This window comes from Mesorhizobium sp. M0174, from assembly GCF_040322275.1.
Classification (GTDB): Bacteria; Pseudomonadota; Alphaproteobacteria; order Rhizobiales; family Rhizobiaceae; genus Mesorhizobium.
This window is the reverse complement of sequence record NZ_JAMYTB010000014.1, coordinates 89286-104626: the sequence shown is the minus strand read 5'-3', so window position 1 is coordinate 104626 and position 15341 is coordinate 89286. Positions and strand designations below refer to the sequence as shown.

General features: G+C 59.8%; 13 protein-coding genes and 1 pseudogene. 4 read left to right on the top strand and 10 right to left on the bottom strand.

The annotated features are described in order from the left end of the window. Window positions 1-805 precede the first annotated feature (805 nt). Complete coding sequence (locus NKJ13_RS23305) at window positions 806-1171, top strand: low affinity iron permease family protein (protein ID WP_352508013.1); 366 nt, start codon at window positions 806-808, stop codon at window positions 1169-1171. Window positions 1172-1647: 476 nt separating this feature from the next. Here NKJ13_RS23305 and NKJ13_RS23300 read toward each other — a convergent pair whose 3' ends face one another. The 5 genes and pseudogenes from NKJ13_RS23300 to NKJ13_RS23280 all read right to left on the bottom strand — a co-directional run bounded on the left by NKJ13_RS23300 (window position 1648) and on the right by NKJ13_RS23280 (window position 4042). After that, a complete protein-coding gene (locus tag NKJ13_RS23300; RefSeq protein WP_352479446.1) occupies window positions 1648-1887 on the bottom strand; it encodes a DUF982 domain-containing protein in 240 nt (79 codons plus the stop codon). Then, window positions 1847-2215: a hypothetical protein gene (locus tag NKJ13_RS23295; RefSeq protein WP_352508055.1), complete on the bottom strand. Its 369-nt coding sequence runs from the start codon at window positions 2213-2215 to the stop codon at window positions 1847-1849. Before NKJ13_RS23295 ends, NKJ13_RS23300 begins: the two co-directional genes overlap by 41 nt. A 173-nt stretch (window positions 2216-2388) precedes the next feature. Beyond that, a pseudogene (locus NKJ13_RS23290) lies at window positions 2389-2523 on the bottom strand (IS630 family transposase); the annotation flags it as partial. A gap of 168 nt (window positions 2524-2691) precedes the next feature. After that, a complete protein-coding gene (locus tag NKJ13_RS23285; protein ID WP_352752036.1) occupies window positions 2692-2997 on the bottom strand; it encodes a hypothetical protein in 306 nt (101 codons plus the stop codon). A 91-nt stretch (window positions 2998-3088) separates the two neighbouring features. Further along, entirely contained in the window at window positions 3089-4042 is a 954-nt protein-coding gene (locus NKJ13_RS23280) for an NAD(P)/FAD-dependent oxidoreductase (RefSeq protein ID WP_352778464.1), read from the bottom strand. A 539-nt stretch (window positions 4043-4581) separates the two neighbouring features. Here NKJ13_RS23280 and NKJ13_RS23275 point away from each other — a divergent pair. Together NKJ13_RS23275 and NKJ13_RS23270 are read left to right on the top strand one after the other, a co-directional pair. Beyond that, on the top strand, window positions 4582-5691 hold the full coding sequence (locus NKJ13_RS23275; RefSeq protein ID WP_352778461.1) for an OmpA family protein: 1110 nt from the start codon (window positions 4582-4584) through the stop codon (window positions 5689-5691). A gap of 11 nt (window positions 5692-5702) precedes the next feature. Next, window positions 5703-6956, top strand: a complete 1254-nt coding sequence (locus NKJ13_RS23270; RefSeq protein ID WP_352778459.1) for a caspase family protein — start codon at window positions 5703-5705, stop codon at window positions 6954-6956. A gap of 614 nt (window positions 6957-7570) precedes the next feature. Here the strand turns inward: NKJ13_RS23270 and NKJ13_RS31630 are convergent. Next, the gene (locus tag NKJ13_RS31630; protein WP_502901937.1) at window positions 7571-8161 is read right to left on the bottom strand and encodes a DUF6931 family protein; all 591 of its coding nucleotides are present in this window, start codon (window positions 8159-8161) and stop codon (window positions 7571-7573) included. Between the two features lie 254 nt (window positions 8162-8415). Between NKJ13_RS31630 and NKJ13_RS23265 the strand changes: the two genes are divergently transcribed. After that, window positions 8416-8952: an OmpA family protein gene (locus NKJ13_RS23265; RefSeq protein WP_352479445.1), complete on the top strand. Its 537-nt coding sequence runs from the start codon at window positions 8416-8418 to the stop codon at window positions 8950-8952. A 99-nt stretch (window positions 8953-9051) separates the two neighbouring features. Here the strand turns inward: NKJ13_RS23265 and NKJ13_RS23260 are convergent, their stop codons facing one another. The 4 genes from NKJ13_RS23260 to NKJ13_RS23245 are packed head-to-tail and all read right to left on the bottom strand — an operon-like array spanning window position 9052 to window position 15265. Next, window positions 9052-11382, bottom strand: a complete 2331-nt coding sequence (locus tag NKJ13_RS23260) for a M23 family metallopeptidase (protein ID WP_352778456.1) — start codon at window positions 11380-11382, stop codon at window positions 9052-9054. Further along, window positions 11379-11885 carry a DUF1036 domain-containing protein gene (locus tag NKJ13_RS23255; protein ID WP_352778453.1) on the bottom strand — a complete coding sequence of 169 codons (507 nt, stop codon included), beginning with the start codon at window positions 11883-11885 and terminating at the stop codon, window positions 11379-11381. The genes NKJ13_RS23260 and NKJ13_RS23255 overlap by 4 nt, the downstream gene beginning before the upstream one ends. Window positions 11886-11897: 12 nt before the next feature. Continuing rightward, a complete protein-coding gene (locus NKJ13_RS23250) occupies window positions 11898-14486 on the bottom strand; it encodes a serine/threonine-protein kinase (RefSeq protein ID WP_352778450.1) in 2589 nt (862 codons plus the stop codon). A gap of 5 nt (window positions 14487-14491) precedes the next feature. After that, window positions 14492-15265 (bottom strand): PP2C family protein-serine/threonine phosphatase, encoded by a 774-nt coding sequence (locus tag NKJ13_RS23245; RefSeq protein WP_352778447.1) that lies wholly within the window; start codon window positions 15263-15265, stop codon window positions 14492-14494. Window positions 15266-15341 lie beyond the last annotated feature (76 nt).

Sequence of the window (15341 nt, the reverse complement as noted above, 5' to 3'; positions counted from 1 at the left end):
GGCTGTCTCGAAATCGGCCGTCTGACGGCCTTGATCGTCTTTGTCCTGCATGGTGTCTCCTAGTGGAATCCGAGGAAGGAGAGGATCGCAAGCACGACGACGAGGCCGATGAGATAAATAACACTGTTCATGGCGCAATCTCCTCCACTGAACACCGAACTTGCCTCTGCTTCCCGTGTTCCCCTCAGGCGTCATCTTTTTGTAAGCGAAGCCTAACCAGCCTCAAGACGGGATCTTGTCCTGTGCCGATTGCGGTGAGCGCGCGATTGGAAATGATACGAGACCGGACTCCGGTGCGACTTACAGGTCGAGGCGCAGGCGCACTCCGGGAGATATTCGCGCTGCATGGGTCGGAATTCTTTCGGAGTGCTTTGACTGGGCATTATCGCAGTGGGACCTGCCTGCGACCAACACCTGATCTGAGGCCGCGCGATTATCAGCCACAGAATCCCGAGTACGGCGGCGAAGGCTGGGAAGCCGAAGGCGACCCACAGACAGAAGAGCCGACGCAACGGCGCCTGCCGCGGCGGCTTGCGATGCCAGCTTGCGCATCTTATGGCACCGCTGGCGACAGCGAAAGCAGGTGACTAAGTAAGCCAACCCTCACGTCCTATCCGGAGAGGATGATGGGACGCCACATTCCCGCATGAGGGAAAAGTAAGGAGACTGCACAGCAACCTTTCATGCACAGTCCGGGCTCCTTATTCCGCTGGCTCATGGCGAGAGCCGTCCGCATTTCGGACCGCATTGACGAGCACCCAAAAACGAGCCCGAATCGGATTTCATCATTTGGTTGGGGATTCACATGAACCGATTTCTCTTTGTAATTGCTGATTTTCTGTCCCGGCCGCCAGGCTTTTATCTGATCATCGTGGCCATGATAGCCTGCACTGCGATGGTCCCTTTCGGCCTAACAAGCGTAATCACCTATGCGCTTTCAGTAGCTGCGATTGTGATTACCGGCGTTGTTCTGATCCAGGGTTATCGCGACACTGCTGCCATCCATGCCAAGCTCGATGAAATTATCGTTGCATTGAAGGAAACGAGGAACAATGTCGTCGGGCTGGAGCACGCCGAGCCTGAGGAAATTAAGGCCCATTTGGCGCGGCTCGAAATGGAAGCGGCGGCGGCTGATCAAGAAACCAAGCACGGGGGAGTTTCTGACGCCTGAGCGCTACTCAAAAGCCATCATGGCAAGCTGAGTCCTGCACGAAGCGGTCGCTCAAGTCCCGCCGGCGGCTGCCAAGCGCAACGAGATGCGCAGCAGCAGTAAGCTTATAAGCGGAGAATGGCTGATCTAACGTATGCGCACTGTGGTAGTCGGCAAGAAGTCTGGCCGTTGCAAACCGGGATGGACGCGAGCGGGCTCGCCGGACTTGCAGTTAGGGGGGCAGCTCGAGGACTGTTTGTGCCCCGGTCGGAATCATTGCGGCCCATCGTATTCCGTTGGAGTGCATCTTTTCGCAGAGCTGGCGGAAGCAATTCCAAGCTATGGGCAGGTCTCCCGGCTTTGACCCGCATTATTTGGAAGAACACCGCCGTCGAGCGCTGCCGCATTCTCCAGGGAACGTCGACGCCGTGGGAGGCGTCGGCATAGCGATGTCGGCGAAGCCTGCCTGCGGTCCAGATGCGGAGAGCGGTATGAGCTCACACCACGTCTCTAACAACCGCATCTAATTTCGTTAGGCCTACGCTCGAAGGCCTTTGCGTAAAAAGTCCCTGTTCGATTGCGGCCGCCTTGAAGGCATCGATCGCAGCTTGTTGGTTGCAATGACCGGCCAAGCATTCCCTGATCATTCGGACGGCTTCGAGCCGCCGCGGCTTGGCCACGTATGGCCATGGTTGTTCAAGTGCTTTCGCAGCGTCGGATATTGATGCAACCACCATTGGCCTGCAATTCAGGTAAATTGTAATCGGAATGAACGCCGGCATTTTCTCGCTCGCCAGGATTGAACGGGGCTAAACGCGAAGAGAAGGCGGAGGTTGCATGAACGCGCAGCTTCGCGATTTTAAGTCCCGCTACACGATGCAATTGAGACTGAACAGGCCTTCTCGGGGCAAAGCTAAACTCAAAATAACGCCCGTTGGCGGGTCGCCGAATTCTGAAGCGAACAAATCGCCGACAGGCTCCATGGCGCGGTTTACGAACCATGGGCACGATGATCTCCGTGGGCAGGCCATAAATCGGAATCACGGCGGCTCTGAAACGTTCCACCGTGGTGCTGCCGGGCTGTCCGTTTCGGGGTCTAGCTTCGAGGAGCTCGCCCTCGTGCTTTTGCCCCTCAAAATGGGAGATGCGAGACGTCGCCATCCAAGGGCGAGGGGTCGACGTGTCGTCGGTGCAGAGCCGTTGAAGTACGCGTTGGCACAAACCCAGAGCACGTCCTGTTAATCCGGTTCATATCCTGCGGCTTTGAAGTAGTTGGCACATTCGGCTGGGGTGAAGAGGTCGACGACCGCGCCGACCGCGTCCCAGAGAGCCTTGATGGTTCTCTCGGCCTTTGCTCGCAGCAGCGCCCGGACGACGTGAGCCTTACTACAGAGATTCCGTCACAGACCCGAACTTAAAAAGAGTTGCTGATCGCCGCGAGCTGATGTGCATCGTGTAACGGACTTCGAGCGCCGCGCCTTTGCCACTCTGGTCAACCTGCGTCGAACCTGCCCGCCGCTGGAACCGAACCTCTACGCATCTTACACGACGCCCATCGATGAGTAACGGATGATCACCTCGTCCTGACGAAAGCGTCGCTCAAGGTCAGCACGGCGTGTTCGCCAGGCTTGCAGATCAATCTCCTCCGTCATCACCTCGAAGATGACGATCTCATCATAGCTGCACTCGCCGCCTTGCCGCCACAACCCTTCCGCAGGTGCCTGCAAAAAGGCTGTGACGCCGGCGAACTGCTGGGCCAGTTCTTCTTTGAGCCGGTCGAATTCCTGTTTGGGGAACGGTCTGCCGGAATTGTCCGCGCGAGGTAGCAGGATTTGAAAAAGATACATGATGAAACTCAATGATCACGAACGGTCGCCGTGCCTCTTCGTTCCTCATGCCTTGTTTTCGGCCTCGGCGCCGGGCGCCGTTCGCTTGGTGTCACCGTGGGCCGTGTTCGGCCTGGGACCAATGTTCGCCGTCGCCATTTGCAAGATAGTTGTGCATGTCGGTTGCAGCGACCGCTGCGTGGCCGAATGCTACGGCAAGCTGATTGATCTCATTGACCACATCTCCGGCTGCATAAAGTCCGGTGACTGCGGTGCGCTGGCGCGAATCTACGACGAGGTTGCCCGCTTTGTCACAGCATGCACCAAGGTCGACCGCGAGCCTCGAGCGGATGGTCGAGCCCATCGCAGGGTAGATGGTGTCAAACGACAGCGTTCCGCCGTCGATGAGTTCCACGACCGCCTCCCGGCCCGTGGCGCAAACGGTATTGGGTCTGCATACGCCGATCTCGATACCGGCCCTCTTGAGCTTGGTACGCTTGTCGGGGGAGGGCTCGGATGGATCGGCAATCAGCAAAGTGAGATCCTGAGTGAAGGTGCGCATGAACAAGGCCTTTTCCATTGCGTGTTCGGCCGGTCCGATGACGGCCACCCGTTTGTCGATGGCTTCATAGCCATCGCAGATAGGGCACAATCGCAAGACGCCAGCTTGGATCATGTCGGTAGCGCCAGGAAGATCCGGGAGGGTGTCAACAACGCCGGTTGCAATGAGCACCGAGCGGGCACGAATGGGAGATGAAGCGCCCGCCAAAAACCCAGCCTTCGTTCTGCGAATGGATACGATCCTGTCGTGGACCAAGCTTGCGCCGTATCGAGTGGCCTGCAGTTCGAGGCGGTCAAGTAGGTCAGGGCCGGTGATGCCGTCTGGGAAGCCTGGGCAGTTGCGCGTCAAGGGAATCCACTTTGCACGGCTTTCATCTGCGTCGACAACAATTACTCGCCTTCGAAATCTTCCAAGGTAAGTCGCAGCCGCTAGGCCCGCTGGCCCGCCACCTACGATCAGGCAGTCGAAGCTTCCTTCATGCCGGCTCCTGTCCCGGTTGACCATCCAGAAACCCTGAAATCACACGGCTGCATCGCGAGCGCATAGTCGAACGCCGTTGAAGAGAACGCGGAGCACGCCATTTGGTTACAAACGTGGAGCTCCCAATTCGCCGGACAGTTCAGCCATTGGGATAGTGCTTTGATGACCTGCCAAGGGAAGCCATCTTCAGCGCGGAATGGAGATGGAGACTGACAGAATAGCGTCGACGACGGGCTGGGGAGTAGGCGTCCGCGGCAGAAGCAGGATGGGGCAGGCGGGCTTTTTCCTCACTTGGGCTGGTCCACCGTGACCGGCCTTCAAAGACGGGCAGGTGCTGTAGCGGGTTCTTCAGTCAGCTCCAATATCCGCCAACAAGACTGCTGGGTAGCCAGTGTTCGTCCATCACCATTTTGCCGGACTTCCGCAGCCCGGGACCTGAGCGGAATTTACACCTTGCGGTCGATTCGCCGATGCTCGCCAAGCCTCGACAATTGTTCTATGCTCCTTGGCACGGCATAGTTCGTGGTTGCAACGCGGAAGGCTGTTGTCCTGTGGGGGGTCCAATGTTCGAAGTCGTCGGAGGCTGGTGGAAAACGGGCTCGAGAAGCTGCTTCGCCCTAAACACCCTTGGCCTGATCGTTGCCGTATCGGTGCTGTTGTTACCTGGGCTGGAAAGCGCCAATGCACAGACGAACTGGACACTCGACCCGACCGCCTCCGTGCTCACCTACCAGTCGGTCAAGAAGAATACGATCGTCGAAACCAACAAGATCAGGAACATAGCCGGCACTCTTTCTTCGACGGGTGAGGCCAAGATCACTTTTGACCTTAACTCCGTCGACACTGGCGTCGACCTTCGCAATGTGCGCATGCGGTTCCTTTTCTTTGAGACATTCAAATATCCGTCCGCCGAACTGACAGCAAAAGTGGACCCTGCCGCATTTGCAGACCTGGCGACCAAGCGAAGGGTGAAGGCAGTGCTGCCATTTCGCCTCAACCTGCACGGCGTCGACAAGGATCTTGAGGCCAATGTCGTCGTAACCATGATCAGCGACAGCATGGTCTCCGTCGCTTCGGAGGCGCCTGTTGCCGTGCATGTCGAGGACTTCGGACTGCTGCCGAATGTCGACAAGCTGCAGCAAGCCGCCAATGTGACCAACATTGTTCCGACCGCTTCGGTATCGTTCGATTTCGTGTTCAACGCTGGCGACAGTAAGCCCGCGGCCGTGCAGACAGTCGCGGCAAGTACTGCCGACGTCGGGCCCGTCGCCACCGACGCCGCGAAAGCGAATTTCAGCGAAGAAGAGTGCCTTAACCGGTTCGCGGTGCTCTCCCGCACTGGGGCCATCTACTTTCGGTCGGCGAGCGCGCGGCTCGACAACCAAAGCCGCCCGCTGTTGGCGGAGGTGGTTGGCGTGGTCGGCAAGTGCCCAGGCCTGAAGGTAGAAGTTTCTGGCTATACCGATTCCGATGGTTCGCCTGCCTCCAACAAGCTGCTGTCGGAGCGCAGAGCCCAGGCCGTTGCCGATGCCATCGTCGCTGCGGGTATTGCACGAACGCAGATCACGGCAACCGGGTATGGCGAGGAGCGGCCTGTCGCGGCTAACGATACGCCGAAGAACAAGGCGCTCAATCGGCGGATCGAGTTTTCCGCCACCAAACTCGTCAACTGAGGAAGGACCTCTTGTTCCGGTGGGGCTTTCATCTGATTGCCTGTTTTGGCAGTGCCCCGCGCGCGATCGGGCTGGCGACGCTCTCGCTATTATTGACATTGACGGCGGCCAATGCGGAACGCCGTGTTGCTCTGGTCCTTGGCAACTCCCAGTACCAGCATGCGCCGGCGCTGACCAACCCGGTCCGGGACGCGCAGGCTGTTGCCAACCGCCTTTCGAAGTTGGACTTTGAAGTCGTCTCCGGTTTCGATCTGACCAAATTGCAGACCCAGACGACGATTGCGCAGTTCGCAAAGCAGGTTCGCGGCGCCGACATTGCGCTTTTCTTTTACGCTGGCCATGGTTTGCAGGTTTCGGGCAGCAACTATCTCCTTCCGGTTGATGCAGCATTGGAAGACGAGACTTCGCTGGATTTCGAGGCGGTGCCTGTCGAGTTCGTTTTGCGGCAAATGTCGCGCGAGACCAGCATAAGACTGATTTTCCTCGACGCCTGTCGCGACAATCCCCTGGCTGAAGTCTTGGCAAAGGCCGCAGGCGTCAAGGGAGCGAGAAGCGGGCTTGCCGAAATCCCGATCGAGAATGGCGGTGCGGGTACACTGGTCGCCTTTTCCACCAGTCCCAATCAGGTTGCCTATGACGGATCAAGCGAGCATTCGCCGTTCACGTCCGCGTTGCTTGCCCATATCGGGGCTTCGAACGTCTCCATCACCGACGCGATGAACATGGTCACCGCCGATGTCTTCAAAGCAACGGCCGGCAAGCAGCGCCCGTGGATCAATGTCTCGCTGACCACCGAGGTCGTTTTGCACAGGGTCGATCTCAACGCGCCGCTGATCGTCGGCGAAGCGACCGCTCCGCAACATGCGGAAGACGGTTCGGATTGGCGCAACGCCACCGCAAATTCGTCAGGCGACGATGAGGCACAGCTTGCGCTTAATGTCCTGCGGCAGAAAATTCCGAAACTGGCTTCGGACGATCCGATCTTTTTCGACCGACCTGTCGATTTTGGAGATCCAAAGATCGACGGCAAGAGTATCGCCGAGCTGATCATGGGCAAGCCTCTCTTTGCTCCCGTGGAAGGGCTCGATAAAGCGGTGTGGCAGGGCAAGCACTGCAATGGCTGCCACGAGTGGGATGAGGTTCGGCTGTGCGAACAGGCGAAGAATTTCGCCGCCAACGATGTGTCCGTGCTGCGTCTGCAACATCCGCTCGGGACGCGCTTCAAGGTGGCGCTAGCCAAGTGGGCGCAAGGCGGCTGCAAGTAAGATCTGGGCCTTCGGTTTGAAAATTCGTGGTCAAACGGGCGATGGGACCAATCTGCGCTTCCGGTTCTCACGGACCCAAATGTCCGCTGCTCCGGTTCTCGAAACCACCACCATATGACTCGCCAGAGCGAATTTCGAACAGCCTCTAAGGAGGCTTATTTCTATGTGGCGGATGTTGAACCGCGGGCTACGCTCGAGCGTCTGCGACCGAAAATGGCCGCGCGACACCCGCTCGCGGAACTGGAACGTCTCGCCATTGTTGGCCCCTCGAAGGCTGGTGCTCGAGCCATGCGGGAGAGCTACCGACTGTGGTTCGAAGCTGGGGAGCCTGCCGGCAGCGGCGCTCTGTAAATCGACGGATCGGCCTGAGAAGGCGCCTAGAAGAACCTTTACCGTCAACATTAAGGTGAGCGGGGCGGTCTCCATGTCTTCGCTGGGGATGGTGACCAAAGATGTGGGAAACATAGGGGATAGGTCCGACTTACGGGTCCGCACCTTAACCGAACTGATCGAGGACGTCGCCAGGGTACATAACAACGCTGTGCCCACAGGCCTTTGTGGAGCCTAGGGGGCACAAGGTCGTCATCGCGCGAGCCAGTTATCCGATCACCCGCTTAAAGAATTTCCACGGAATATTTCCGACCTCCCATTCCACAGGAAATCGTTTGTTGATCTCTCCTAAGTTCCGGGCAAGATGACCTTAGGGCACTGAGGGGTCGGCCATCTGTAGACCCATTTCGACAAAGGCAGATAGAATGGCAAAAAGGGTCCGCGAGTGCAACACGCGCCAGCCCTGCCAGAACTCCGGCATTGACGGCATGGGCGGCAGGACCCGGCGGTGAGGCGGGTGGTACTGCTGTTCGGCCGACGGATCGGCAAGCACCAAGGCCATTATCACGCCATCCCGCAGCCAAGGCAATCCAGGCGCCCGGGGTTGTAGGGGGCACTGCCGCTGCCTGGCCCAGCGCGGCACGATGGTGGGCGCTGCCCGGTTCGCTGACCCAGTTGCTGACAAACGCGAGCAGTTGTTGATCGGCTTCATAGAGCAGCTCACTCAAATGCCCAAGGCATTCATGAGCCCACCAGACCGCAGCCCGATCCGGCAGCAGGTAGGCACAAAAGGTGATTGCCTCTTCGGGAACGCGCCCTGCAAGGAGATCGCGGCAAAATTCGATCGAATGCTGTTCGGTTGGAAGGGTTCGCATGTCTCGGGCAGCGGCGGGACAAGCTAGGAAAAGATCTCGTGCCGTTTTGAATCGGAGCCCGTTGGCCATGACGCCACGCTTTCATCGAGAGCCTGTCAGCACTCAAGCCCGCAGCGCGGCGCTGGTCAAGTCTCTACTCGCAGCGGAGTGATAAAGGCGACACAGGCGCGGCTCGGTGTTTCCCGCAGACAATTGCTTCGGAATTTGGTATGTTCACGCTTGATAATATCGGATGCTCAACAGGAGTAACCGCTATGCGGTGGGCCAGTTCACCTTTGGTGTTGGCGGTCATGGTTTTCTCAACGCATGTTTGCGCCGACCCTGTCCAGAAATCAGAAGACATCGTCAAGTTTTTTGCCGGCGCGGCCGATCTTGGCAAGTCGCGCGGAATTTGTGTCGGCACCGAGGAGCAGTGCAAGAGCAAGAGTAAGCCAAACGAGGGACCCGCCGGCAAATCCAGTCTCGACATGCTGATCAATTTCGGACTCGATTCGGCCGAACTCGACGCAACCGCGCGCGCCGAGCTCGCGGAGTTTGCCAAGGCCCTGAAGGACAACCGGCTTAGCAGTTTCCATTTCGTCGTCGAAGGCTACACTGACGCTTCCGGTCCGGCGAACTACAATGAGCGGCTCTCACAGCGACGAGCGCAATCTGTGACGTCCTTCCTGACATCAAGCGGCATTGAGGCGGCTCGGATTAATCCGATCGGCCTGGGCGAAGCGCATCCGCGCAGCCCCAACCCATACGATGCTGTCAATCGCCGTGTGGAAATGCGCATAAAGACCGAGTAGCGCATGCCGCCGAAAACTGTGCGGCAGTTTCGAGCCACAACGGCTTTGCCGCGAGCAGGGCAGTCGTTTGAACCCTTTCTTACGAACGGCTGCGATGGCTCAAAGCGCGTTCTGCACGGAGCTCAGCATCGCCATGATCACGTGTTTGTACTTTGCGAACTCGGGCGATGTCTGCCGGATTTCAGTGGTGGTCGTCGTCTGCTGGCTCGCGGTCGTTGCTGGGCTGAGCTTTCGACCCATCTTCCTTTCGGCCCAGTCCACGACATAGCTGGCGGTCTTGCCGGTGAGAAAGGGATTGGCCTGAATGACGGCTGATCCGAGCACGGCGCTCAGTTGCGCCGAACCCGACGCCGACAGCACCTGATGCGCCCCCTCCATGCCGAGGAAATGGCACAGATAGAGCCGGCCGGCTGTGATTTGGTGGCCGCGCGCCCGAAGATAGGCTTCGCCCTCTCGCGCCAGATTGCGAACCATCTCGCGCGAGATCGTGGCGTCGTAACGCAGGGCAAGCAGGTCGGCGGTCGACAGTGTGCGTGCAAGTTCGGGGCGGTATGTATTCATCATCCGGATCCAGGTCTTGGTGATGAACTGGCCGGCGCCGGTCGCTGAAGAATTCGGGTTCTTGGCACGGGCACTGCCGCCACTTTCGACATGGACGATGCGGTCGGTGAGCGTTTGCACGGCGGAAAGATCCGAAGCGACCGCAGTAACCGTACCCAGCGGGTCGATCGCCGCGCCATTCTGGTAGAGTTCGAAATGCAGGTGCGGCCCGGTCGACAGTCCGGTGGTGCCGATATAGCCAATGATATCGCCTGCCTTCACCTTGGTGCCGACACCGCCCATGATTGCGAATTTCTGCATATGCGCATAGCGCGTCTCGCGCCCGCTTCCGTGCGAAATCTTGACCAGATTGCCATAGCCGCCCCCATCGCCCTGGAAGCTGATTTCGCCATCGAAGGCGGCTGCGATCGGCGTGCCTACGGGCGCCGCCCAGTCGACGCCCTTATGGATGCGAACGGTGCCCAGAATTGGATGCTTGCGCGGCCCGAAGGTCGAGGTCAAGACCCCGTTGACCGGTGTGACCATGCCGTTGGTGACCGTCAGCGAGCGGACCTGATCGTCGCCTGTGACGCATGCAAACTGGCCATCGCCCTGCTGGAAGACGAAACAGTCGAGACTTTTTGTCGTGCCCTGAACACCAACATACAGCACGCGCCCGGCGCCTTCGTCCTTGCCGCGCGGCGTTTGAGAATAGATCAGCACAAGACGCTGGTCCTCGCTTGCAAAGGCGTCCAGATCCTGTCCTCTCGACAGATACATGATCGCTTCGCCGATCACGCCGGTTGGAACGCTGTTGCGTGCCGCAGTCGAGTAGATCGCGTCGAGCAGACGATACTGCCTTTTGTGGCCGCCTTCCGCCGGCGCGCCCGAGTAGTTGAAGAGATCTTCGCGTACCCAAGGGTCGACGCCGGAGACGAACACGCCCGCGGCATTGCGCGTCAGCGTGCCGACAAAGACGTTCTTGGCGTAGATCGACACCTGCGTGAGGGACATCGTTGTCGTCTCGCGGTTGGGCCGGTATCCACGCATGGCCACGACATAGCCCGGTTCAAGGCCGTCCCGGCCGAAGAGGGCCTTCAGCGCCTCGCCTGCCTGCTTTGCGTCGTCGGCGGAGAAATGTGCATCGAGCGCAACGCTATCCAGACTGCGATCGTTGAGGATCTTCACGAACGTGTCTTCCGTCGCCTCGAACCGCTGATATTCGTTCGTGACAGTTGCGACGCTGGTGTTGTTTTCGATCTGGGTCTTGTGGAACGCGGGAAGAGCTGCATCGCCTGCGTCGATTGTTTCACCCCAGCCGGCCTCCGGGTCATCGGCTTCGGTCAGTTGATCGGCAGCAGGCGCGGGTTCATCGGCGCCAGGAGCTGGCTGAAGATCGTTCTGCAGATCGCTGGAGGCTGCGGGGGCGGTTTTTCGTTGTGCCTGGAAGAACGCAAAATCCTCCTGCGTCGACGGTATGGTCGTCATGAATTTCTCGCTGGCGCTAAGCATGACGTCGGACAAAATCTCGATCTGTGACGAAACCCCGGCCTGGTCGAGTTCGGCCGGACGCGGAACGACGCGGCCTTTCGTTGCGGCGCCGGAATCGGGTGCGAGCGTGATCCACATCGGGTCTCCCGCCAGGCCGATAATGGCAGGCACATAAACAGAGGCATCGGCCGGCACATCGTCGGCTCCTTCGACCGCATGCAGCTCCTCGTCTTCGTCGCCAAATGACCAGTAGTCCGCGGTGAGATAGAAGCCGGCTGCAATCGAACACAGGAAAACCGTGGCGAGGCCGGCAAGAAGCTTGCGCCAAAACGTGCGCCGGCGAAGGGCAGCGCGTGCTTGCTTCTTTTCCTTGAAGCTGGTGTCGATAGCGTGCGTCACGGACTGCTTCCGGTCAGGAAAAACGTCCACCGCACCTGTTCAAGCGTATCGACTTCGACAAATCGCGCGGCAATATGGCCGCGCTGCCAGCATTCGTCGATGCCGCGTATCGAGAAACGTCGCCGCTCAATGCACATTTCGGTCGATCCGGTCAGGATCGCGTGGCCGAAAACGTCGGTGGCGTAGAGGTAGATGTAGCGGTTCGTCAGTTCTTCGCGGATGACGTTGACGCACTGATTTGCGCCGATGGTCCACCAGCCGTCGGTCTGGTCGGCATTGTCCACCTCCTGGCCGACAGCGAGGTTGACGACGTCGAGCGTCTGATTGCACACCGTGAATTCGGCGCGCGCTTCGTTGCACGAGAGCACGGCTAGCAACGCGGCGGCCGAAACGACCGCAAGCCCCATCCGGCTCATCGAGGCAAGCAAGGTTCGAAGCCGACCACGCTGCTTTACGGGCAGGTCGGAAGACGAGCGGGGCAAACGCGAGCTAAGCAGTTCCATCGGACGCCCATGCTAGCCGCCGAGTCGGAAATACTTGGCACTGGCCGAAAACTTGGAACCGTTGGCCTCAATTTCCTCGAGAATTTTGGGCAACAGCCGTGAGGCTGGCACTGGCGTGGAGATCGCAGCCGCCTGGATGTCCTGGGGCCCGGTGATCACCATGATGATCTGCGGCACGGCCTTGCCTGCAGCCCTGTCGGCGGCGCCGAGACCGATCGGGATGCTGAAGGTAGCCTTGTCCGAGTGAACGACCATGCGGTCATCGAGGTTGAACATCATGCCTTTGTGGTCGATCAGCAGCACGCTGGAAATGAGCCCGCCACGCGTTACCAGCGTACCGCTGATCGGCGTACCGTTCGGCACCGATGTTCGATCGAGAACAAGCTGCGGCTTCTCGCCAGCAGTCTGCCCCAGAAAACGCAGAAAGTTGGTGACTTCGCACTGGCTCGGCTCAATAAGGCGCACGTTGATGTCCGGCTCAACGTGGAACTTTGCCTGGAAATCAGCCAGCATCTGCTCGAATGGCTGGACCGCGGTTCCAAATCCTTCGATCGCAGCGGTCTTATCGGTTATCGAGGTTACGGCGGCGTAGAAACAGTCGCCGCCGCTGAAGTCGCGAACCCACGACACACGTTGCGCTATCTCGTCCATTACTGGGGCAACTTCCGGCTTGGGCAAGTTCAGGGCGACCATGGCCGGATCTGGTTCTCCGGCCGCCGGTTGGTCGGGCTGCTGCTCCTTTGCCCTCGTCGTATCCGCCTGGCGTGCAGCCGGCTCGGGAACGGGCGCTGCTGGTATCGTCTTCGCCGGCCGGTTCGCCTGGTGTTTGGGCGGCGGCAGGACGGCCTGCTGCTCCTTTGGGCTCGTCGCACCTGCCTGGCCCGCAGCCGGTTCGGGAGCTGGCACGGCCGGTTTCGCCCCCGCCTGCGGGCTTGCCTGCTGTTCAGGCTTTTGGCTCGGTGCGGCGTCTGGCTGCGCGGCGCGCGGCGCCGGAGCCTTGTCGACCAGCGGGAGAGCCGGAGCAATCGTGGCAGGCGGCGAGGGCGTATCGGGCTGAAATGATGGCGTTGCGGTTTCGGCCGGCAGTTGCGCCGCGCTTGCCGACGGCTTCGACTTTTCCTGCATTTGCGGGAGCATCTTGGGCGACGCTGCCGGCGGCTGCGTTCTGGCCGCGGCGGCCTCCGCCTGATTTTCAGTTGGCGCTAATCTAGCTTCCGTTTCCGGCTTTGGGGCTGGAACTGCCTGTGGCGGCTCAGGCGCGTGCGCATCATTGTCCGTCGCCAGCGGCTTTGACGCCTCTGCGTCAGGAATTGATGCATCCGGGAAAGGCGTTGTTGCTTGTGGTGCAAGTTGCGGTGGCTCTGGCGCGGAAAGCGAGGTTTTGACAGCGCTCGGTGCGGTGGGTGTTATAAAGCCGCTAAAATAGAGGCCGGCAACTGAGGCGAGAGCCAATGTCGCGAAGGCAGAGATGGCGATGCCTCGGCCTTTTGTAGATGTTCCGCGAACAGCACCAACGAGGGCTCGTGGCGGCGCAGCGACCGGTGAGGCCCGAGGTTCGGACAGCAGCGCTGGTCGGACATGCGGGACAAAGCGCTGCCCACCCGAGCCTGCCAAAGGCCCGCTATGGCCCAAGACATCGGATGGCGGGGACGAGGCCTTCGGGTCGGGCGCAAGGGTTTGCCCCGCTCGTGGCAAACCCGGCCTGTCGCGGTTTGGGATGAACGTCGGCGGCGTTGTCCCTTCGTCCTCGTCACGCGTCATCCTGGCAATTTCCGCCATGCTCACCGGGCGGTCTCGCGGATCCGGCTGCAGCATGGCTTCGACAATGTCACGAAAATCGTCATCGATGTCGGACAAGTCAGGCACGGTCCGACGCTTTTCGATGATCTCGAATTGGGATCCGCTCATGTCGATCGGCTTCCCGCGCAGGGCGGCAACCAACACCAGCCCCAGGCTGTAGATGTCGGACTGCTCGCTGACATCGCCGCTGTACAGCCCAAGCTGTTCGGGGGAAACGTAGTTGTACTTTCCCGCGAATTTTCCGCCGATCAGGGTCTCCCCGCCGACGGTCGCCGATCGCGCGATTCCGAAATCGATGATCTTGGCGCGATCGACCTGACCTCCGGGCAAGATGATGTTGTCCGGAGAGAGGTCGCGGTGTATTGCTCCTGCCTGATGCACGGCGCTCAGACCCGACGTGAGGCGATGGCAGAGCTTGCGCACCTGCTCAGTCGGCATAGGGCCACGTCGCATGATGTCGTATAGGGACTCGCCGTCGACGAATTCCATCGCAAGGTAGGGACGACCGATCCCTGGATCGATCGTGAAGACGTGATAACGCACGACCGCATCGTGCGAGAGGTGATTGAGGATCGACGCTTCTTTGCGGAACAAGGACAAGATCGTCGGGTCGCGGGCAAATTCGGGCAGGACGATCTTGATCGCGACATGGTCGCCAGTCTGAATGTTGTGGCCGCGGTAGACCTCGCCCATGCCGCCGAATGCGATCCGCTCGTCAAGTTCGTAGATGCCGCTGAGCTGCGTGCCGACGGCGGTGTTGGCCAGCTGCGGCGATATTCGCGTCTTGTCGTCGGCGCTCATCAGCCTCAACCCTCCGCTCTGGACAGATCTGGGTAGGGGGGGTGTCCGTTGCTTCTGCTTGCGAATTTTACCAGCACAATCGTGACATTGTCTGTCCCGCCTCGCTCCAGCACCGTTTTCAGCAGAGCCTCACAGGCCGCCTGAGGTGTTGCAGTCACAACCGCGGCGCCGATCTCGGCGTCGGTCAGATGCGCCGTCAGCCCATCGGTGCACAACACAAAGATGTCTCCCGGCATGATTTCCCCTTGCTGGAAATCGATGACGATTTCGTCGCTGACGCCTACCGCATGCGTGATGACATTGCGGCGCGGCCAGGTGAGCGCCTCGGCCGCGCTGATCATGCCACGGTCGAGAAGTTCCTGAACTTCGGTGTGGTCCTTCGAGATCTGCGAGATGGAGCCGTTGCGGATCAGATAGACCCGGCTGTCGCCCGCCCATAGGCAAGCAAATCGCCCATCCATCGCCAGCAGGGCGGCAACGGTGGAGCCGATCGTTATGCCGCGGGACTCGGAGATCCTGCGGATCTCGGCGTTGGCGCGGCTCAGCCTGTCCTCGAAGCGCGCACGAAGATCCGGGGCGGAACTGGCAATGCCGATCGTGGCCAGATGATCGACAATGCTGGCTGAAGCGACCTCTCCGGCTTCATGCCCACCCATACCGTCGGCCACCACCCACAGGCCGGTTCGTGGCTCGAGCAGATAGTTGTCTTCATTGTGCTCACGGACACAGCCATTGTGGCTTACGCCGAAGCTTTCAAAGGAAAGGGCGACATCGCTCAACTTGCCACCAAGCGCTTCTCGAAGCGCCCTCTGCAGCGCACTCTAAGGCGCTCGCTGGCGCCACTTTGCCACAGGC